19 protein-coding genes are annotated in these 19,323 nt (G+C 66.2%); 5 read left to right on the forward strand and 14 right to left on the reverse strand.

Going from position 1 to position 19,323, the window contains the following annotated elements; all coding sequences use genetic code 11:
- Nucleotides 1-13 precede the first annotated feature (13 nt).
- Nucleotides 14-562 carry a thioredoxin family protein gene (locus AB0B25_RS27410; protein ID WP_357185223.1) on the forward strand — a complete coding sequence of 183 codons (549 nt, stop codon included), beginning with the start codon at nucleotides 14-16 and terminating at the stop codon, nucleotides 560-562.
- 27 nt (nucleotides 563-589) lie between these two features.
- Here the strand turns inward: AB0B25_RS27410 and AB0B25_RS27415 are convergent, their stop codons facing one another.
- On the reverse strand, nucleotides 590-1,306 hold the full coding sequence (locus AB0B25_RS27415) for a class I SAM-dependent methyltransferase (protein ID WP_357185225.1): 717 nt from the start codon (nucleotides 1,304-1,306) through the stop codon (nucleotides 590-592).
- A gap of 77 nt (nucleotides 1,307-1,383) precedes the next feature.
- Nucleotides 1,384-2,370 (reverse strand): helix-turn-helix domain-containing protein, encoded by a 987-nt coding sequence (locus AB0B25_RS27420; RefSeq protein ID WP_357185228.1) that lies wholly within the window; start codon nucleotides 2,368-2,370, stop codon nucleotides 1,384-1,386.
- Nucleotides 2,371-2,524: 154 nt separating this feature from the next.
- Between AB0B25_RS27420 and AB0B25_RS27425 the strand changes: the two genes are divergently transcribed.
- Nucleotides 2,525-2,974 carry a hypothetical protein gene (locus AB0B25_RS27425; protein ID WP_357185231.1) on the forward strand — a complete coding sequence of 150 codons (450 nt, stop codon included), beginning with the start codon at nucleotides 2,525-2,527 and terminating at the stop codon, nucleotides 2,972-2,974.
- 3 nt (nucleotides 2,975-2,977) lie between these two features.
- Here the strand turns inward: AB0B25_RS27425 and AB0B25_RS27430 are convergent, their stop codons facing one another.
- From AB0B25_RS27430 to AB0B25_RS27445, 4 genes are all read right to left on the reverse strand, one after another.
- Entirely contained in the window at nucleotides 2,978-3,868 is an 891-nt protein-coding gene (locus tag AB0B25_RS27430; RefSeq protein ID WP_357185234.1) for a universal stress protein, read from the reverse strand.
- 107 nt (nucleotides 3,869-3,975) lie between these two features.
- Nucleotides 3,976-4,374: a hypothetical protein gene (locus AB0B25_RS27435; RefSeq protein ID WP_357185237.1), complete on the reverse strand. Its 399-nt coding sequence runs from the start codon at nucleotides 4,372-4,374 to the stop codon at nucleotides 3,976-3,978.
- Nucleotides 4,375-4,857: 483 nt separating this feature from the next.
- A complete protein-coding gene (locus AB0B25_RS27440; RefSeq protein WP_357185240.1) occupies nucleotides 4,858-5,646 on the reverse strand; it encodes a hypothetical protein in 789 nt (262 codons plus the stop codon).
- A gap of 108 nt (nucleotides 5,647-5,754) precedes the next feature.
- The gene (locus AB0B25_RS27445) at nucleotides 5,755-6,636 is read right to left on the reverse strand and encodes a helix-turn-helix transcriptional regulator (RefSeq protein ID WP_357185243.1); all 882 of its coding nucleotides are present in this window, start codon (nucleotides 6,634-6,636) and stop codon (nucleotides 5,755-5,757) included.
- A gap of 101 nt (nucleotides 6,637-6,737) precedes the next feature.
- On the opposite strand from AB0B25_RS27445, the gene AB0B25_RS27450 reads away from it, so the two are divergent.
- A complete protein-coding gene (locus AB0B25_RS27450; RefSeq protein ID WP_357185246.1) occupies nucleotides 6,738-7,487 on the forward strand; it encodes an SDR family oxidoreductase in 750 nt (249 codons plus the stop codon).
- 109 nt (nucleotides 7,488-7,596) lie between these two features.
- Here AB0B25_RS27450 and AB0B25_RS27455 read toward each other — a convergent pair whose 3' ends face one another.
- Both AB0B25_RS27455 and AB0B25_RS27460 read right to left on the reverse strand, forming a co-directional pair.
- A complete protein-coding gene (locus AB0B25_RS27455) occupies nucleotides 7,597-8,886 on the reverse strand; it encodes a cytochrome P450 (protein ID WP_357185249.1) in 1,290 nt (429 codons plus the stop codon).
- A 309-nt stretch (nucleotides 8,887-9,195) separates the two neighbouring features.
- Nucleotides 9,196-10,368 carry an aminoglycoside phosphotransferase family protein gene (locus AB0B25_RS27460; RefSeq protein WP_357185251.1) on the reverse strand — a complete coding sequence of 391 codons (1,173 nt, stop codon included), beginning with the start codon at nucleotides 10,366-10,368 and terminating at the stop codon, nucleotides 9,196-9,198.
- Between the two features lie 533 nt (nucleotides 10,369-10,901).
- On the opposite strand from AB0B25_RS27460, the gene AB0B25_RS27465 reads away from it, so the two are divergent.
- Nucleotides 10,902-11,444 carry a hypothetical protein gene (locus AB0B25_RS27465; RefSeq protein WP_357185254.1) on the forward strand — a complete coding sequence of 181 codons (543 nt, stop codon included), beginning with the start codon at nucleotides 10,902-10,904 and terminating at the stop codon, nucleotides 11,442-11,444.
- Nucleotides 11,445-11,504: 60 nt separating this feature from the next.
- Here the strand turns inward: AB0B25_RS27465 and AB0B25_RS27470 are convergent, their stop codons facing one another.
- The 4 genes from AB0B25_RS27470 to AB0B25_RS27485 all read right to left on the reverse strand — a co-directional run bounded on the left by AB0B25_RS27470 (nucleotide 11,505) and on the right by AB0B25_RS27485 (nucleotide 16,292).
- Nucleotides 11,505-12,044, reverse strand: a complete 540-nt coding sequence (locus AB0B25_RS27470) for an MFS transporter (protein ID WP_357185257.1) — start codon at nucleotides 12,042-12,044, stop codon at nucleotides 11,505-11,507.
- A gap of 354 nt (nucleotides 12,045-12,398) precedes the next feature.
- Nucleotides 12,399-14,630: a catalase/peroxidase HPI gene (gene katG / locus AB0B25_RS27475; protein WP_357185259.1), complete on the reverse strand. Its 2,232-nt coding sequence runs from the start codon at nucleotides 14,628-14,630 to the stop codon at nucleotides 12,399-12,401.
- 43 nt (nucleotides 14,631-14,673) lie between these two features.
- Entirely contained in the window at nucleotides 14,674-15,117 is a 444-nt protein-coding gene (locus AB0B25_RS27480) for a Fur family transcriptional regulator (RefSeq protein WP_357185262.1), read from the reverse strand.
- Nucleotides 15,118-15,974: 857 nt separating this feature from the next.
- A complete protein-coding gene (locus AB0B25_RS27485) occupies nucleotides 15,975-16,292 on the reverse strand; it encodes a hypothetical protein (protein WP_357185265.1) in 318 nt (105 codons plus the stop codon).
- A 394-nt stretch (nucleotides 16,293-16,686) separates the two neighbouring features.
- Between AB0B25_RS27485 and AB0B25_RS27490 the strand changes: the two genes are divergently transcribed.
- Complete coding sequence (locus AB0B25_RS27490; protein WP_357185267.1) at nucleotides 16,687-17,652, forward strand: helix-turn-helix transcriptional regulator; 966 nt, start codon at nucleotides 16,687-16,689, stop codon at nucleotides 17,650-17,652.
- A 118-nt stretch (nucleotides 17,653-17,770) separates the two neighbouring features.
- On the opposite strand, the gene AB0B25_RS27495 is transcribed toward AB0B25_RS27490, so the two are convergent.
- Both AB0B25_RS27495 and AB0B25_RS27500 read right to left on the reverse strand, forming a co-directional pair.
- Entirely contained in the window at nucleotides 17,771-18,340 is a 570-nt protein-coding gene (locus tag AB0B25_RS27495; protein WP_357185270.1) for a hypothetical protein, read from the reverse strand.
- Nucleotides 18,340-19,182, reverse strand: coding sequence for a phage major capsid protein (locus tag AB0B25_RS27500; RefSeq protein WP_357185273.1), 843 nt, complete (start codon nucleotides 19,180-19,182; stop codon nucleotides 18,340-18,342). Before AB0B25_RS27500 ends, AB0B25_RS27495 begins: the two co-directional genes overlap by 1 nt.
- Nucleotides 19,183-19,323 lie beyond the last annotated feature (141 nt).

Genomic DNA, 19,323 nt, shown 5'->3' on the forward strand with positions numbered 1-19,323 from the left:
CGGAAGGCACACCATGGCGTTCGAATCCCTCATGGTTCCCCTCGGCACCCCGATGCCCGACTTCTCCCTCCCCGACCTCGACCAGCGGATCTACTCCCGCGCCGATTTCGAGGACGGGCCGGGGCTGCTGGTCGTCTTCGCTTGCAACCACTGTCCCTACGTCAAACACATCGAAGCGGCGCTCGGCGAGCTGGTCGACTCGATTCCCTCCCTGCCAACAGTGGCGATCTGCACCAACGACGCGGGCGCTTACCCGGACGACGCGCCCCTGCGGCTGCGCGACCAGGCGATCCGGGCGGGCTGGACCTTTCCTTATCTCATCGACGAGTCCCAGCGGGTCGGGCGGGCCTTCCGCGCGTCGTGCACCCCGGACTTCTTCCTCTTCGATGCCGATCTGGAACTCGCCTACCGCGGCGCCTTCGACGAATCGACACCGGGCAACGGAAAACCGTTGAACGGCGATGACTTGCGCACCGCCATCGAAGCCGTACTCGCAGGCCGACCGGCGCCGGAACCGCAGCGGCCGAGTATGGGCTGCTCAATCAAATGGCGGGACGCCTGATTCGGCGGTGGGCGGGTCGAGTACGCGTCAGATCCGCTCGGCTTCGAGCACCCAGACCGGCAGCAACAGCGCTCCCTCCTCGTCGAATTCCAGCGGCACTCCGCGCCCGGCGAGAAGCTCGCGCATCGGCGGAGGCGGCGCCATCGCCGTCATCAGGTCGGGACGAAGCACCGTCCGCCGCCAGTTCGGCACGTCGAACATGCGGAGTAGCTCGTCTTCCTCGATCGAGTAAGGCGCGTAGGCCTCGCTGTGCGCGGATTGAGCGAAGCAGAACTGAATCAGCCGGCCGCCCGGCCGCATCACCCGGTGCAGCGCCGCGACATGCGCCGCGCGTTGCGCCGGGTCCAGGCAGTGCAGCAGGGCGCTGCTGACCACGGTGTCGAATCGATCGTCGTATCCGCTCAGCTCGGTGGCGTCGGCCACCGCGAACGACACCGTGACCTCATGTTCGGTGGCTCGGACGCGAGCGCGCTCGATGGCGGTGGGAGCCACGTCGAGCCCCGTCACGCGGTAACCCAGACCCGCCAGGTAGATCGACGTGTCACCCGGGCCGCAGCCGATATCGAGTACATCGCCGTCGATACGCCCGGCGCGTTCGAACTCGACGAGCAGCGGCTGCGGCTTGCCGATCTCCCATGGCAAACGGTCCATGACAACGCCGTCGGCGATCGTCCCGCTGCGATATGCCTGCTCGAAGTCGATAACGGCGGAGTCGAGCTGGGGCGTTGCGTCACTCTCGGTCATATCGGGACCTATCCCTCGTTTCGATGGTGGATCGCCAGGGGATTCGACGCCTACATTCTACCGAGAACCGGAGAGTATTACTCCGTTTGATCGGACAACGCATGTCGCTCGTCCGCATGCACCGGACCCGCGAATGCCGCCCGGTAACTGTGCGGACTGGTGCCCACCACCCGTTTGAACCGGTCGCGGAACGCGGTCGGTGAGCCGAATCCGACCTGACCCGCGATCCGATCGACCGGGTGGCCGGTGGACTCGAGCAGGTGCTGGGCCTGCCTGATCCGCGCGCGCAGCAGCCACTGCAAGGGCGTGGTCCCGGTGTGCTCGCGGAAGCGGCGGTTGAGCGTGCGGGTACTCATCCCGGCATACGTGGCGATGTCGTCGAGGGTCAGATCCTTCGCGGAGTTGTCCTGTAGCCACCGCAGGACAGGTTCCAGCGCGCAGCCACGCGGGGTCGGCGGCTGGTCGTGCACGATGAATTGCGCCTGCCCCCCTTCCCTGTCGAGCGGGACAACCGACAATCTGGCGGCGTGGGCGGCGACAGCCGAGCCGTAGTCGCGGCGAATCATGGACAGGCACATGTCGATTCCCGCCGCGGCGCCCGCGGAGGTGAGTAGCTGCCCGTTGTCTACGAACAGCACATTCGGGTCGACTCGGATGGCCGGATAACGGGCGGCCAGTTCCGCCGCCGCGACCCAGTGCGTGGTCGCGCGATGACCATCCAGTAATCCGGTGGCGGCGAGGACGAACGCGCCGGAACAGATGGACGCGATGCGGGTGCCCGCCGCAGCGGCGCGCAACAGCACGGCGATCACCTCATCCGGCACTTGCCGGCCCGGGTCCGCGCAACCGGGCACGATGATGGTGTCCGCGTCGGTCAACGCCTCGAGTCCGTACGGCGGCCGCAGCGTGAACACCCCGGCGTCGACCGTCGCCGCGGCTCCGCAGACCCGGACCCGATACGCCGGGCGGCCATCGGGAAGCGCGGTGCGGCCGAACACCTCGGCCGGCGTGGCCAGATCGAAAGCGATCACCTGATCCAACGCGAGGACGGCCACCGTATGCATGGCAAGAGAGTAGTCAGGCATTCGATTCCAGCCAATCGAATCGAACCTGGTCTGTGCCAGGCGGTCCCTGGTCGGACCGCATGGCGAGAATCTACCGATGTATGGCAATTCTGCCCATTCCTCGCACGTGCCTCGCTGGCTAGCGTCGAGCGCTGTGACTAAGTTCTTGCTCTCGGTCCATGTGCTGGCCGTCATCATCGCCATCGGTCCGGTGACGGTGGCGGCGAGCATGTTTCCCGCCACCACACGGCGCGCACACACCGCGCCCGACCACAGCACAGCCGTCCTCGGCACACTGCACCGGATCTGCCGGGTCTATGGTCTGATCGGCCTGATCGTTCCGGTGTTCGGCCTGCTCACCGCGCTCAGCCTGGGCGTGCTCGGCGACGCCTGGCTCATGGTGTCGATCGGCTTGACCGCGGCCGCGGCGGGTGTGCTCGCGCTGCTGGTCGTGCCCGGCCAACAGAAGATCCTCGCCGACCGACCCGGAACGACGCCGACACTGATCCGGCGTCTCGCTATGGATACCGGAGTGTTCAACCTGCTGTGGGCGGTGGTTACCGTCCTGATGATCGTGCGGCCCGGATCGACGACCGGGGCGTGAGGATCACTCGGCGCGCACAGCATGGACATCGCGGACGATCATGATCGGACAGCCCACCGAGATCAGCAGCGCCTGACTGGTCGAGCCCCACAGCAAACTGGCGAACCCACCGCGACCCCGGCAGCCGACGACGAGCAACTGCGCGTGCGCGGAACGTTCGAGGAGATAATGCTCTGGGCGATCGGTCACGACCTCGCGCTGGATCTCGACATCGGGGAAGCGCTCCTGCCATCCCGCCAAGCTTTCCGCCAGCACGATCTGCTTCGCCGGGGCGACCTCGCCGCCCGGCGCCGCGGGCAGTTCGACGCCGGTCCACGCATGCAGCGCGAGCAGCCGCACGCCGCGCATCGACGCTTCGACCAGCGCCGACTCGATTGCCGGTTCGCTGACTTCGGTGCCGTCCACGCCGACCACGATCGGCAGCCACCTGGCTTCCGCGATCGGCGTGACGTCGCGGACCACGACCACCGGGCAGTCCGCCCGCCGTGCCAGCACCGCGCTGACCGAACCGAGCAGGGCCCGACGCACGGTGCCGCGCTCACGGGTGCCGACCGCCATCATGCGTGCTCCGACGGTGCGATCCAGCAATGCCGGACCGACTGCCTGGTGCGCCACTTCGGCGGTGATGTCGATGTCGCGCAGCGCACGGACCACGATGCGCGCCTGCTCGGTGGCGGTGTCCAGCACCCAGCGGCCGTACTCCTCCAGCCGGGCGTAGTCGGTACCGGTGAGCGGTGCGGTGATCCCCGGCCCGTAGTCGGCCGTGGGGTCGAGGACGTGGACGAGATGCAGGCGCGCGTGATGCAGTGCCGCACTGCGGGCGGCCCACGCGACCGCCGCCGTCGATCCGGCGGACCCGTTCACACCGACCACGATCGGCCCGTTGCTCCGCATGATCAGCACCTCCCAGGGTGAGGGTCGAGCTCAGCACGCCGCCGCCACCGACACTACCGGCGCGTGGGCAGCAAACGCCGTCGGCGACCGGTAACCACGCGGTCCTGTCAGCCGTCGAAGACGGCGCAGGCGTAGCCCAGGTGCACCCCGTTGCCGACCCGTATATCGATACTCGCCACGGACGACCCATCCGGCTCCTGAACCGCGCTGACGGTATGCGCGCCCGGGGCGGCGGGCACCCAGTCGATCAGGGCGACGCCACCGGAGGGTCGCACCATGCCGAAGGGAACGCCATTGTCGTAGAAGACGACCGGCGAGACGGCATCGGTGACAGCGGCGCGAGCGGTGTACGTGCAGCCCGTCCCGTAGTTCGTCGCCGATCCGAAATTGATGCCGGGATACATCCCGACCTGCGTGACCGTGCCGCGCGCCGCCGGCGCGACACCCATGACGACGGCAACGGCTGCCCCGACCACCGCCGCTACCGCACCTACTCGCATCGTCATCCCAATGGTCCTATCCGCCGTGATCAGGTGTCCGTCCTACGGCCGCCGGACAAAACACCGGCGGATACTTATCCTCACGTCACCGCAGCCTCGTCCGGGCCCGAACCGCCGAACCTGGAGTGGCACCGGCCGATCCGAGACGACCGATTGCTGGTCTCGCGTACCGCTACACGGATCGTGATCCCCATGCCGCAGGCTCGAGGACCTGCCTGTGGTGGTGCTCGGCCCGTTCGAGGTGCGGGGGACGATGACCTGCCGATCGAGATCCCCAGAACCCGAGTGCCGGCGTTGCTGGCCCGACCGGCCAGGATGGGTCGCACAGCCAGCGACTCGGCCGCGCGCTGCCGAAACACCGTGGCGTGCAGGGGCATTGAATCACCGTGACGCTGGCGGCGAAGACCGCCGCGTACATGCCGTACGAGCGAGGTGACCGGGATCATCACGACATAACGGCCGTCTACACCCGGCTGCCGGTCCGCGACCTCACTCGGCGCGGTCGGACTCCGACGATGGCTGCGAAAACTTGACACGCAAACGCCGCTGTCCGTGGCTGGCGGCTGGGCGCTTCCGCGCCCACTGGGCGATAACAACCAGCGCCGACAACACCGCCAAGGCGCCTTCGACCCAGGCCGTGGCGGTGAGGGCGGCGGTGGTGTACTGGACCTGCCGTAGTCCCGGCACCGGGTAGGTGCCGTTGCCGGAGGCCCACCTGATGACCATCCCGATCTGGTTGCCCACATCTCGAGTGTTTCCGACCCCGACCATCCGCCTCATCGCGGGCAATTTCGTGTTCATCTGGACCAGGGCGACAACCACGAAAATCGCAGGGGCCACAGCGGAACCCATTGCCACGCGGGTAAGCACATCGCTGCGCGCTTGCAGATTGATCACCACGGCGAAGACGTTGACCGCGACGGCGACGCTGACGAGGACGGCCCAGGTGCCGTTGATATTCGCGGGAGGAGGCGGCGACGCCGACCACAGGTTCGTAAGGCCGCTGCTGACATAGAGTCGGCCGAAGGCGTTGGCTGTGATCTTGCCGGTACGGCCGATAGCGACAGCCCACGGCTGGAACAACAGGAAGAATACGACTATGTTCACGCCCGCGGCGAACAGGTAGGCCTCACTCCCACGGAATGAAGCGGGCAGCGGCGAGATCAAGGCCCGGATCTTCACGACTTCGGCCGCGCGTCGTGAGACGCCTTCGCTGGGACTGGGGGGATCGGTCGGCCGGTCTCGCTTGTCTGCTTGTCCGGGAGTCGGCTCTACCACCAGCTTATTTTAGGAGTCGGCCGACTACGGTTACCGATCCGAGCCCACCTCAGGTGGGAAGGTCGCACCGTGGTTTTCCTGCTGAGACGCACCTCGGGAGGTCGCCGCTCAACCCTTCCGCTTCGCGGCACGCGGCGGCACGGCGGCACGGCGCTCGTCGGAGACCTTGTCGTCCGCGATCAGACTGCCGAGCAGCGCGAGTGACCGCCCGGAGGCCGAGCCCGGCTCGGCATGGTAGGCGATGAGCAGCTGGCCTGGCGCGCCGTTCACCGCGAACGTCTCGTAGGACAGCGTCAGCTCGCCGACCATCGGGTTGCGGAAGCGCTTGATCCCCGCCGTCTTCACCCGGACGTCATGGCGCGCCCACAACTGTCGGAACTGCTCGCTCTTGAGCGACAACTCCCCGACCAGTTCGGTGAGTCGGGGATCGTCCAGATCGGTGCCCGCGGTCGCCCGCAGACTGGCCACGGTGTCGGCCGCGACCGCGGGCCAATCCGGGTAGAGGTCGCGCGCCTCGGGATCGAGGAAGACCATGCGCACCTGGTTGACGCCGGGAACCGAGCACGAGTTGACCGCCTCGGCCAATGGGTTCGCCACGAGCACATCCAGGTATTTGCCGAGTACCAGCGCGGGGGTGTGCGGCCACGCGTCCAGCAACTGCCGTAGTCCCGGCCCGACCCGTTCGGGCCGTCGCGGCGTCCTCGGCCGCCTGACCGCCGGTCGCGCCAGCTCCCGCAGATGTGCCGTGCCCTCGTCGTCGAGCGCGAACACCCGCGCCAGCGCCACGATGACCTGCTCGGACGGGTGTTTGTCGCGGCCCTGCTCCAAGCGCACGTAGTAGTCGGCGCTCACGCCCGCGAGCAAAGCGATCTCTTCGCGGCGCAACCCGGCGACGCGGCGCTGACCTCCGCCGGACATGCCGAAGTTCTCCGGTCGGGCCAGCTCGCGGCGCGCCCGCAAGAAAGCGCCCAGTCGATTGTCGGAGTCCATCGCTCGAGCGTAGGTGAGTAACGCCGCCCCTGGGTGGCCCCGGGACTACCAGGAAGTCCGCAACCTGGCAGGCCTCGACCCCGAGGACGAGCATTGTGGGCATGACAAACAACCTGACCGGCCGCGTCGCGGTCATTACCGGAGCATCGAGTGGAATCGGCGCCGCCACCGCGCGGCAATTCGCCCGCAACGGCGCCAAGGTGGCCCTGCTGGGCAGGCGGAAGGATCGCGTCGAAGACCTCGCCGCGGAGATCGGCGGGGACACGCTCGCCGTGGTCGCCGACGTCGGCAACCAGCGTTCCGTGCGTGACGCCGCCGCCACGGTGCGCGCGGCGTTCGGCCCCGTCGACGTGGTCGTCGCGAACGCGGGCGTGATGCTCGCCGCACCGTTCGAGTCCGCGCTCACCGACGAGTGGGACGAGATGGTCGGTACCAATATCAACGGATTGCTCTACACCGGACGGGCGTTCATCGACGATCTGCTCGCGGCGGCGGCCGAGGGCAGACCGGCCGATCTGGTGCTGATCGGATCGATCGGCGGGCACACGGTCTTTCCCAACTACGCCGTGTATACCGCCACGAAGGCCGCGGTCGCCCACCTGACCCGCAATCTGCGCGCCGAATTCGGACCGCGCGGCGTCCGAGTGAAGAATGTCGAGCCCGGCTTCGTCAGCACCGAACTCGGCGCGGGTATGCAAGACGAGCAGCAGCGCGCCGGGCTCGACCAGTGGCGCACACAGATCGAGATCCTCGAACCCGGCGATATCGCCGACGCGGTCGCCTATGCCGTCGCCGCACCGAAACGGGTCAATATCGCCGAGCTGATCATCGTCCCGACCCAACAGGGCTGATCACGTTTCGGGTGGTGGATCGACCGCTGACGCCCGGTGGATGACGACCCCGCCGCGGTGGCGCGCCCCGCCCGGAGCGACGGCACCGCGGCGATCGTCCGACAGCAGATTACGACACCTGGTCCGACCCGGCGCCCGGCTCCTCGCTCGCATTCAAGGGAAAGGAGGGCGGAAATGTGACCGGCAGCGCCGTCAAGGCTCGGTGGAAGGGACCGGGCCGCCAGGTCGGTGCGCCGGTGGGCAGGTCCAGCCGCATCTCCGGCAGGGCATCGAGCAGCTGGTCGATGGCGTCCTGTGCGACCAGGTAGGAAAGGGATTGCGCAGGGCAGGCATGTGGTCCGAGGCCCCACGCCAGATGCGAGCGATTGCCCGTCTGGTCCTCGGCCCGGATCGCGGGGTCGTTGTTGCAGGCGGCCATGCTGATCACCACCGGCTGATGCGCGGGCAACCAGACGCCGTCGATGAGGATCGGCTGCCGAGGGTAGGTGATCAGGAGGTTCGCCAGCGGCGGGTCGTTGAACAAGACATCGTCCAGGGCGTCGCGGGTGGACAGGTTCCCGCCCATGACGCTGTCGCCGAATCGCTCGTCGGTGAGGATCAGCAGCAGCGTGTTGACGATCAGGTTCAGCTGGAACTCGATCCCGGTGCCGTACACCTGTGACACATGGTGGGACGCCTCCACGTCATCCAGTTCGGAGGGATGCTGCAACAGGACCGACGTGATGTCGCTGCGGGGTTCGGCCCGTTTCAACGTCACCAATTTCATCAGTGCCTCGCCGAGCAGCTGGTTGCCTTTTTCGGCGTCGACACCCTCGAGCAGAGCGGCCGTCCCGGCGGCGACCTGCTGCCCGATCTCGGGCGTGCAGCCGAGCAAGGAATTGACGACTTCGAACACCAGCGGAAACACATACTGGACGATCAGATCGGCACTGCCGTCCTGACAGAAGTTGTTGATCAGCGGAACGGCGATCTGCTCCACGGTGCCGTGCAGCGCATACAGATCGACTTCGTTGATGCTCGCGGTAATGGCCTGCCGGTAGCGCGCGAAGTCCGCTCCGGTGCTTCTGCTCGCCATCGGCCGCCACTCCAGAAGCGGAAGGATAGGGCAGTCGGCGGGGATGTTCTTCTGCCAGGAGCGCGGGTCGGCAGGAAAATGTTCGGGATCGTTGAGGATCCGCACTGCGGTGTTGTAGCCGATGACCAATGTGGCCGGCACGCCCGGTGATAGTTCCACCGGTGCCAAAGAGCCGTACCGCCTGCGCATTTCACGATAGGCGTGGTGTGGATCGGCCGCGAATTCCGGCGAGTGCAGCGGCACCCCCGGGTCATCGGAATCGATCGGTGAGCCGTGGACGACCGGACAGGCCTGGGCCCGTACTCGGGACTGCGGCGTACTCAAGAGTGAAACTCCAGACTGTTTGTGTGCACTGCGGGTGGTTACCACGGATTTCGTGCCGAGGTGCCGCTCCTCCGGGGAGCACGTACCGGTTCCGGTCGGAGCCGGGCGCCGGTACAGCACCGGGTCGATATCGAAAGCCCGCTGCGCGCAACACTATATGGATTTTCCAGGCCGGGCCGAGCCGAGCGGGTAATCGGTGGTCACCGTGGTCGTACCGGCCACGAACCACCTCGAGATCCGCTCGGTCCGGCAGCAGCACCCGGCGGCGCCGGAGTACTGCTACCGACAGCGACCTGATGCGCGGCGTCGTCAGACGCCCAGGGCATCCAGCGAATCGTGATCATCCAGGGCGGTGGTGATGCGCTTCAACAGTGTCAAACAGGTCTCCACCGACTGCATCTTGGGTTGATACACCGCTCGGCCGATCGTGAATGCCCATGCCGCGTAGGCGAACATGGACTGCTGCCGATAGGCCAACCAGGCGTCGTCGAAGGACGGCACCTCGCCGCCGAACTGGCCCAGCTCGTCCAGGTAGGCCGTCAACAGCTCACGGTCCCATGCGCGCCGGTCCTCGGGCTCACATCCGGAGTTGACGGTATACGCGAAATCATGGGCCCAGCCGCCGCGCATCACCACCTGCCAGTCGACGTACCCCATCCGCCCGTCGGCGGTCACATAGGTTTGCCCGATGTGCGGGTCGCCGTGCAGCAGGGTCGGGGGGATGTCGGTGGTCGCCAGGTCGAGGGCCCGTTCGACACCTGCCCACAACCGGTCGCTCTGGCCGTGCAGGTTCTCCGGAACGACCTCTTCGGCCCGCTGCAAGCCGATCGCGCAGCGGGTCTTCATGTCGATCGCGGCGAGGTAGGCCTGGAGCATCTCGTTCGGGGTATTGAGTACCGCGATCGACGGGTGCTCCCAGAACGTGCCGTGCAGCCGGGCGAGATTGCGCACCAGATCTTCGATCTGGTCGCGAGCGATGGGGGCGTTCGGCTCGATGAACACGGCGCCACGGGTCGCGGCGATGTCCTCCATCAGCGCAATGGACCGCCACGACGACGGATCGGCGGCGCCCCAGTAGCCGAGCGGGGCCTCCATGTCGACTTCAGGGCGAAAGTCCCGGAAAAACCGGGTTTCACCGTCGATCATCTTTCCGCCACCGAGCAGGATGCGCTGACTGAAGGCCGTGGTCGTCTTCGCGAACAGCTCCGTCGGCAGTCCCGCCTGCGTACCCACGTCGTTGTACTCGACGCGAATCGCGACCCGGGTGGATGTGCCGCGGCTGCCATTGGACGTGTCGAACGAGACCACCTCGGCATCGGGGACATCGCGGCACAGAACAGCCGTCAGCCACTTGGTGGTGATCGACTCACCGGAAACCGGGACGTCGTCGAGGGACTTCGCTTTCGGCCGGGTGATCTTCTCGCGCAGCACATGACCGCCGACCGTGGCGGACCGTCCGAGCAACCAGAGCTTGTGGTTCATTCGTTTGCCTCGATTCCGGAGTGTTACGAAAATATCCCGAGCAACTGTCCCGTTATGTGCAGGTGCCGAAGCACAGTACCCGATGGGTACGGATCATGTTGTACGACAATGACTTTGCTCGATTCGTCGTCAACCGGTTTGTGACAGAACAGATATCGGGCGGCAGTGCGGCTACGGCGCCGGGCGAGTCGATCGTGAACCACTCGACCGGACTCGGCGGCCGAACCCCTGATCGACGAGAGCGAGATCATCTCCTGTGTCGTCCACAACCCGTGCCACCGCCATCGCAGAGATCGGTTCGGACCGTGCCGACACCAGCATCCGGTTGCGGGCTGCGGGAGGATCGGCCGGGCGAAGGCGCGCCGAGGAGAATCCAGCGACGATACGGATGCGCGGGCTCTGCCGCACTCCTAGACTTGGAGTTGCGGCACGGTCGACCGTCGAAGCGCCATGGCACCTCGGCGATCGGCGCATATCGAAGTCCCGATCCAGCAAGGGCCGGATTATCCGGCCCTTTTCATGGAGGAGGCTGCATGCCCGATTCGCCTCATCGGAAAGTCTGTCTGGTCGGCGAGGGTTGCGTCTGCCCCACCGTCACGTTGTTCATGGCTCCGGAGCCGCTGATCCCCGGCGGCAACATTCTGCACCTCCTCGAACAGGCGCCGGTCGTCGACGACACGGACACACCGACGCCCGATACCGAGCTGATCGAACTGGTGCAGGCCGAGCGAACTCCGGTCGATCCACAGCGGTTATTGCACGCCGAGATTCAGGCCTTCCTGTCCGGCCGCCCCGACCCGCACCAGGTGCACGCCATCCTGCACGACCATCACATCACCGACGCCGCACCAGAAGGCCTGGACATCGGCGATCCCGCTGAGCTGAGGCGGCTGGCACTGCTGCCCGAGCGGCCCATCGGCTTCCGCCGCATCGATGACTTCCAGGAGGACGCGACCTGCCGCGCCATGCTCGCGGTCTATCGCTACTTCGAGGTCGACCAGCGAATTCGGCTCATGTATCACGGCTTCGCCGACCCCGCCATCGGCTGGTTCGCACTGCGCACCGCGATCGCGTGAGCCGGTTCCCGCGACCATCGACGCCGGCGTCCGCCGAGCACCTGGTCGAGGCCCAGTTGGTCAGTGCGCATCCAGCGCCCGCCTTCCGGTGACCGGACCCCATACCGCCACCACCGCGATCAGCGCCAGCATCGCCACGGTGATCACTGTGAAGACCAGAGCGGGACCATTCGGCCCGTTCAGCAACGGCAGCAGAACGAACGGCAGAACAGCCGTGCTGGCCTTGGCCAGTGCGTAGGTCGCGCCGGCCGCGGTCCCGCGCACGCTGGTCGGAAATGATTCGGGCAGATAAGCGTGTATCGCATCGGAGAACACATTGCTCGCCATGGTGTACAGCGCACCCGAAATCATGATCAGCAGTGCGCTGGCGCCGAACCCGAACAGCAGCCCGAACACCGCCATCAACCCCGCGGAAGCCATCAACAAATACTTGCGCTCGCACCGTTCCATCAGCGGAATCGCCAGCAGCGAACCCAGCGGATAACCGAGGTAGCCGACCGCCAGATAGGCGAGTGAGGTCACGACTGTGAAACCCTTGTGCTCGAGCACCAGCACCGCCAGGGTGCCGAAGCCGTAGTAACCGAAAACCTCCAGAATCATGACCGAGCGAATGCGCGGCGATCAGCCACGCCGGATGTCGCAGACGGCGCGCTGGCGATCAAGGCGGGCAACAGCACTGTACTCGCCGATACCGAAATAGCCCGCTGGGGCAGCCGATTGCGTCGCTCCCCTCGCAACCGAAGTTGGACACCACGCCGCAACCGCGCAGTCGATACCGCGCTCGGGTCCTACCGGCTGGTCGCCTTGTGTCTCCGCACGGGGCCACTGTGGCGCAACGAGTTCGCCTGCGAGCACGGTCACCCGCCAGAACGTGCGAAACCCCGCGAACCGTGTCGGTTCGCGGGGTGCCGCACTCGTCGGTGACCGGCCACCGGACCGGTCATCGTGCCTGGATCAGGCGAGGTCGAACCGGTCGAGGTTCATCACTTTGTCCCATGCGGCGATGAAGTCCTCGACGAACTTCTGCTTCGAATCGTCGGTCGCGTAGACCTCCGCCACAGCCCGCAGCTGCGAATTCGACCCGAAGACCAAGTCGACGCGGCTGCCGGTCCACTTCAGGGCACCGGTCGCGCGATCCGTGCCCTCGTAGGTCCCCTCGTCGGACGGCGCCGGCGCCCACTTCGTACCCATGTCGAGCAGGTTCACGAAGAAGTCGTTGGTCAACGACTCGGGCGTCGAGGTGAACACGCCCAGCGGCGACTGCTTGTGGTTCGCGCCCAGTACGCGCAGGCCACCGACGAGGACCGTCATCTCCGGCGCGCTCAGGGTCAGCAGGTTCGCCTTGTCGATCAGCAGGTACTCGGCCGGGAGTTGGTTGCCCTTGCCGAGGTAGTTGCGGAAGCCGTCGGCATTCGGTTCGAGTGCCGCGAAGGACTCCACGTCGGTCTGTTCCTGCGTGGCATCGGTGCGTCCCGGCGCGAACGGCACCTCGACGTCGTACCCGGCGTTCTTCGCCGCCTGCTCGACCGCCGCGCACCCGCCCAACACGACGAGATCGGCGAAGGACACCCTCGTGTTCCCGGTCTGCGCGGCGTTGAAGGATTCCTGGATTCCCTCCAGGGTCCGCACCACCTGCGCGAGCTCGTCGGGAGCGTTGACCTCCCATTCGCGCTGTGGCTCGAGTCGAACACGCCCGCCGTTGGCGCCGCCACGCTTGTCGCTGCCCCGGAACGACGAGGCGGCCGCCCACGCGGTGGAGACGAGTTGCGAGATGGTCAGATCCGACGACAGGATCCGGCTCTTCAGACCGGCGATGTCGGCCGCACCGATGAGGTCGTGCGCCACCGTGGGGACCGGGTCCTGCCACAGCAACGTCTCAGTCGGGACCAGCGGGCCCAGGTAGCGAACGACCGGGCCCATATCGCGGTGGGTCAGCTTGTACCACGCCCTGGCGAACTCGTCCGCGAACTCGTCGGGGTGGTCGAGCCAGCGCCGGGTGATCTGCTCGTAGACCGGGTCGACCCGCAGCGAAAGATCCGTTGTCAGCATCACCGGGGTGTGGGTCTTGGCGGGGTCGTGGGCATCGGGCACCGTACCAGCCCCGGCGCCGTCCTTGGGGACCCACTGCCACGCGCCAGCGGGGCTCTTGGTCTTCTCCCACTCGTAGCCGTACAGGGTCTCGAGGAAGCTGTTGTCCCACGACCGCGGAGTGGGCGTCCACGCGCCCTCGAGCCCGCTGGTGATCGCGTCCTTGCCGACGCCGGTGCCGAAAGAGCTCTTCCAGCCGAGACCCTGTTCCTCCAGCGGGGCCGCCTCGGGCTCCGGGCCGACATGGTCGGCGGGGCCGGCGCCGTGCGTCTTGCCGAAGGTGTGGCCGCCAGCGATGAGCGCCGCGGTCTCGACGTCGTTCATGGCCATGCGACGGAACGTCTCACGGATGTCGGTAGCGGCTGCCAGGGGGTCCGGATTGCCGTTGGGGCCCTCCGGGTTCACGTAGATCAGACCCATCTGGACCGCTGCCAGGGGCGCCTCGAGGTCCCGGTTGCCGGTGTAGCGCTCGTCGCCGAGCCAGGTCTGCTCCGGCCCCCAGTAGACGTCTTCTTCGGGCTCCCACTGGTCCACGCGGCCACCGCCGAAGCCGAAGGTGGTGAAACCCATCGATTCCAGCGCGCAGTTGCCAGCGAAGACGATCAGGTCGGCCCACGACAGTTTCTTGCCGTACTTCTGCTTGACCGGCCAGAGCAGCCGGCGCGCCTTGTCCAGGCTGGCGTTGTCCGGCCAGCTGTTGAGTGGCGCGAACCGCTGCATCCCGGCCCCGGCTCCGCCGCGGCCGTCGTTGATGCGGTAGGTGCCCGCGGCATGCCACGCCATCCGGATGAAGAACGGACCGTAATGGCCGTAATCGGCGGGCCACCACTCCTGCGAGGTCGTCATCACGTCCTCGATGTCCTGGCGCACCGCGGCCAGATCGAGGGTCTTGAATTCCGCGGCGTAGTCGAAGTCCGCGCCCATGGGATTGGCCACGGCGGGGTTCTTCTGGAGGATCTTCAGATTGATCTGATTCGGCCACCAGTCACGGACACCGCCACCCTCGGTCGGATACTTGAGGCGACTCGATGCGACGGGGCAACCACTGTCGGCGGGTTGCGTGTTCGCTTCTCCGATGGGTGGGTGTTCCTCAGGCACGGCAATTCCTTTCGGGAGTGATGAATAGTGAATCGGGCTGCGATCACGGATGCGATCGCGAGGTATGTGATGTCGAACAGTCCGAGCACAGACCCCAGTAGATGACCTCGGCCTCGTCGAGGACGAAACCGTTGTCGTCCGACGCGGTCAGGCAGGGTGCTTCACCGACGGCACAGTCGATGTCGACGATGACTCCGCACGAACGGCACACGAGGTGATGATGGTTGTCCCCGACGCGCGTCTCATAGCGCGCTACCGAGCCCATCGGCTGGATGCGCCGCAGCAGACCCGCGGCAGTCAGTGCGCGCAGCACGTCGTACACGGCCTGATGGGACACCGTACCGAGCGTCTCGCGCACGAAACCGAGGATCGAGTCCGTGTCCGAGTGCGGATGGTCGTGTACCACGTTCAGCACGGCCAACCGTGGCGCCGTCACACGCAGAGCAGCCCCGCGTAGCATCCGCTCGAATTCCGAAATCGTGGACATGTTCATAAGTATGACTTATTCAAGTAACGAGTGTGGGCGATTCGACAAAATCCGTTCCGCGAGCGATCACGGGAACGATTTGCCCAGGTCGAAGGGCAGGGAATAAGAACCCAGTCGCCCGACCGTCCCGGAAGCACCTTGATCGGGTGAACACCACCTGGTGGAGCCGAGTCTCCCAGGCCGAACGGATCCCGCCGAGCGCGAATTCGTTCGCACGGCAGAGCGAGGCGAACTGAACCTATGCGCCACGCACGCTGGAAAACTTCGAGGGAACGCGGGCTCCCCCGAACCGACCTCGCCGAACGCTCTGGCCCCACGCCAGCCGAAATATCGCGCCGAGGGCTCCGACACCTGAGCGCAGTGCTGCCGAGTGCAGTGATATGGCTGCTGTTATGTCCCTTGATGACCACCATGCGACTGCGCTCATAAGGAAAAAGCCCCTCATCCGGCTATCCGGTGAGGGGCCTTCCAGTGGAGCTGCCGGGAATCGAACCCGTTCCGCCCCCCTGATCAGACTACTGAATCGCGGTCTACCTGCGAAAATACATCATGGCGGGTCACGGTGAATCACGGTGAATCACGGTTGACTGTGGGCAAAATGTGGGCACAGACAACGAGCTTCCTGGGATCGCAGGAAGTGGTTGGGTCTCAACATTCGTTAGACCCCCACTTGTCGACGCCAGCAAAATCGCTGGTCCTCGGGGTTGTCGACGCCAGCAACCTGGAATGCCACGCCGAATCGCGGAGCGAGGGACTACGACTGCCCACCAAGGGGCCGAACCAGCTCGGATCCCGAAACGCGAAGAGGGGTACTCGATTGCGAGTACCCCTCTTCCGGCGGTAACCGGTCTGACTGGTTACCCGTCCTCGTCGACCGGGACGGCGCGGCCGTCGACCACCTTGAACGGCGGGCCGGGGATCCCGTACTCGTCGACCATGGACCATGTGCCGTCGGGCCGCTCCAGCCACGCGGCGGGGCGTTCGTGTTCGTCCTCGGGCCGTTCCGTCATGCGCCCCCGGAGACCGTCCGCAACGCGCTCGGCGAGGTAGAGCAGGGCTGCACGCTTGCGGGAACAGGGTGGTTCACAGTCCTCGTGGATCGCGACGATGCCGCTGGCGCGCTGCGGCGTGACCGGATGGATACGAGGGTCGTCGCAATGGTCGAAGTTGGTCACCGGGTCCGCCTCTCGACCTGCTGCGCGGTCGGCACGATGTGCCCGGCATCGACGAGGCACCAGTACGCGGCAGTTTTCAGGTCACAGTCGTGCTCGAGGTGGCTTTGCATGATCTCGTGTGCCGCGGCGACGGTTACGTCTCGCAGCGGTTTCCGACATGTCGGGTTCCTGTCGACCAGTAACGGTAGTAAGACGACGGCTGCCACGAAGAGGACTAGGGCGATGATCGTTGCGTGTCCTGACATTCCGGCTGTGCCCCCTGGCGATGTGGTGTGGGTTGGTAGCACCCGACGCCGAGGAAACCAGGTCGGGTTCTGGTTGCGTCCCGGCGCCGGGTGCTACCAATCAGCCTTGTTGTGACGCCGTGGTGAGATGGACGGGTTAGTGTTCGCTTGTGTTCGCAGATTCGGCCGTGACCGGCCCCTTGCTGCGCGAACTGCGCGCCGTAGCCGGAATCGGCCTGCGCGCCATGGCGACCCGGACATCGTTCGCAGCGAGCTACCTCTCCGAAGTGGAGACCGGGCAGAAGCCGGTCACCGATGCTGTGATCGAGGCATACCGGAAGGTGCTCGGTGATCCGACGCTCGGCCTGGCGGACGTCGACGTAAACCGGCTGGCCTCCACCATGACCGACCCCTCCGGCGCGGGAACATCGAGCCTGGACGACGTGAGCGCGATCCTGGAGCGGACCAGGCACCTCGAGGACCAGGTGGGAGCATCGCTGGTAACGCCTGTCATTCGCGGAATCGATGGTGTAGCAAGGGCTCTAGCTTCAGAACGGGTAGGGCGTTCGGCTGCGGCCGGACTGGCGTCCGAGGTTGCTCGATATCGAGGATGGCTCGAGCACGCTGCAGGCAGAACGCTGACAGCCGATCGGGTCCTTGCCGACGCTGGGGTCTTGGCAGACGCCGCCGGAGACGGTTCTCAGCTGGCGCACTCCTACTCATTCCGGGCATATGTCGCCCGACATGCCGGCAACCTCTCCAAAGCAGTGGATCTCACCGACGCGGCTATCGGGATATCGAACGCTCACCCGATCTTGCCTGTCTACGACCGCTATCAACGCGCGGAACTACTCGCTATCCAGGGTGACCGTCCCGCCGCCGTACGCGCTCTCCATAGAGCGGACAGGGCTGCGGAAGCGACTGATGGAATCGACTTGCCGTCATTTGGGTACTGGTACACCGCTGGGTTCTGGGGCGTGCAGCGCGGCATTGTCCTGGCCCTGCTCGACAGGAGGTCAGAGGCAGTGAGGGAGGCGACCGCGGGGCTTGCCGCTATGCCCGCAAACCATCGCACCGCGGGGTGGTTGGCCTCGATGCTCATCCAGATCGACCCGGACATGAGCGCTGACACCTGAACGCCCAGGTGGCGCCGGACTCCGGGGAACCGTACAGACCGGATTCAGCAGCATCTACCCGTGGCAGCAGACGACCCCAGGGACGGGGTGGTGTCCCTGGGGTCGTGTCGTGTCGCGGTCAGTTCTCGCCGGCCTCGACCGCGGTCGCCAGCTCGGCGACACTGCCGTACCTCTCGATCCGGGCGTACGAGTACCGCCGACGTGCCGCGCGCACGATCGGGCGTGCAACGTCTTCGTGGATCCAGATACGGCCCTCGAGGCGTAGCCATGTCGCGCGGACCGTCGACGGCGGATCGTTGAGGTTGACACCGGGCAGTTTCGGTCCCCGCGCGGTCACCTCAGCGATGACGGGCCGTGCCGTGATGTCGTCGCGGCCGCGCACGACGTCGAACCCGAGTCCTTCCGTTTTGTATCCGGACAGTTCGGTCAGGTCGGCAACCATGTGCCACCCGCACCAGCAATCCCAATCCGGCGCAATGTGCCTGTGCCTCACGCAAAATGCCGCAGGCGTCCAGCGTGCTCGGTCTTCTTTCGGTCGGTCGCCGATGCGTGGCTGCGCTACAGCCTCGGGTCCACCGTAGAAACCGATCGTGCCGTTGGGCCGGATACCGTCGAAGCGGTAGCCGTGTACCACCTCGGGCAGGGATGCCCGCGCGGCGAGTTCGTCCTGATCTACGGCCGCGGTCATCAGCTCTCGTCCGGTTCGCCGATGCGGATCACGGCCGTCTCGTGCGGGAACGCGAACGCTACGCGCATGGTTGCGCGCACACCCACCCGGTCAGACGAGAAATAAGCGTCATCGCTGATCGCCAGTGAGGTGTTGTTCCGAAGGACGGTGTACGAGTAGTCCTGTGGGATACCCCAGATGTCGCCGCCGGTGACGTAGGGGCTGGTCAGCAGAGGAACACCGAGGATGGAGCGAGCACCGGGCACAGACGGATCCGGGCCGAGAAGCGGCTTGTTGCTGCCGGTGGCTTCCTTCAGATTGGCCAGCGTGAGCGCCGTGTTCGGGTGCGTGACGAAGCTGGTCAGCCGGGCGCCGACGTTCTCGGCCTTGGCGATCGCTTCTGCGAACACGTCGGTGTTGGTGATACCGCTGCCGATGTCTACGTTCTGGTGCAGGGTTCCGCCGATGCCGTCGGGGCCGTTGGCAGTGACGGTGGCGAAGAACGCGGCGTCGACCTTGGCGACGATGGAGCGGACCAGTCCGGCGCCGACGATGCTGAGGGCGGACGGGTTGCTGTCCGCAGCCAGTTCGTTTGACACGATAGTGAGGCCGGCGACCTTCTTCGGGGTGACCTCGAGTTCGTCGAAATCCTGGTCGTCCGGGGTGATTTCCTGACCTTCCGGTGTCCAGGCAGCAGCCGGGTCGGCGGTCACGATCGGGAACTTGGAACTGTGCGTGCTGATGCCTACCAGCGTGGTCACTTGGAATGCGACGGAATCGCGCTGTACCGGTTGGACGATCAGCTGGTGGATCTGCTCGGGCAGCAGACCACCGATGCCGGACGCGGAAGTGTAGAGGGCCATGATTGCTCGCCTTCGGATTGCGGGGAAATTGGGATCCGGTGGGCTGCAAGCCGCTTACGGGTGCCCCGCTGGGGCGAGCGTGAACGGTCCTCGGCAACCTGGCCTGACTGGACCGTTCACCTCACATGCTAGTCGCCACGC

This window comes from Nocardia sp. NPDC049190, assembly GCF_040648115.1.
In the GTDB taxonomy this organism is placed as follows: Bacteria; Actinomycetota; Actinomycetes; order Mycobacteriales; family Mycobacteriaceae; genus Nocardia.

Coding starts and splice junctions, on each gene's coding strand:
- AB0B25_RS27465 (WP_357185254.1), top strand. CDS start 10,902: ATGCCCGATTCGCCTCATCGGAAAGTCTGTCTGGTCGGCGAGGGTTGC.
- AB0B25_RS27430 (WP_357185234.1), bottom strand. CDS start 3,868: ATGCGGAGCAACGGGCCGATCGTGGTCGGTGTGAACGGGTCCGCCGGA.
- AB0B25_RS27415 (WP_357185225.1), bottom strand. CDS start 1,306: ATGACCGAGAGTGACGCAACGCCCCAGCTCGACTCCGCCGTTATCGAC.
- AB0B25_RS27500 (WP_357185273.1), bottom strand. CDS start 19,182: ATGGCCCTCTACACTTCCGCGTCCGGCATCGGTGGTCTGCTGCCCGAG.
- AB0B25_RS27470 (WP_357185257.1), bottom strand. CDS start 12,044: ATGATTCTGGAGGTTTTCGGTTACTACGGCTTCGGCACCCTGGCGGTG.
- AB0B25_RS27445 (WP_357185243.1), bottom strand. CDS start 6,636: ATGGACTCCGACAATCGACTGGGCGCTTTCTTGCGGGCGCGCCGCGAG.
- AB0B25_RS27495 (WP_357185270.1), bottom strand. CDS start 18,340: ATGACCGCGGCCGTAGATCAGGACGAACTCGCCGCGCGGGCATCCCTG.
- AB0B25_RS27435 (WP_357185237.1), bottom strand. CDS start 4,374: ATGACGATGCGAGTAGGTGCGGTAGCGGCGGTGGTCGGGGCAGCCGTT.
- AB0B25_RS27420 (WP_357185228.1), bottom strand. CDS start 2,370: ATGCATACGGTGGCCGTCCTCGCGTTGGATCAGGTGATCGCTTTCGAT.
- AB0B25_RS27410 (WP_357185223.1), top strand. CDS start 14: ATGGCGTTCGAATCCCTCATGGTTCCCCTCGGCACCCCGATGCCCGAC.
- AB0B25_RS27450 (WP_357185246.1), top strand. CDS start 6,738: ATGACAAACAACCTGACCGGCCGCGTCGCGGTCATTACCGGAGCATCG.
- AB0B25_RS27480 (WP_357185262.1), bottom strand. CDS start 15,117: ATGTCCACGATTTCGGAATTCGAGCGGATGCTACGCGGGGCTGCTCTG.
- AB0B25_RS27460 (WP_357185251.1), bottom strand. CDS start 10,368: ATGAACCACAAGCTCTGGTTGCTCGGACGGTCCGCCACGGTCGGCGGT.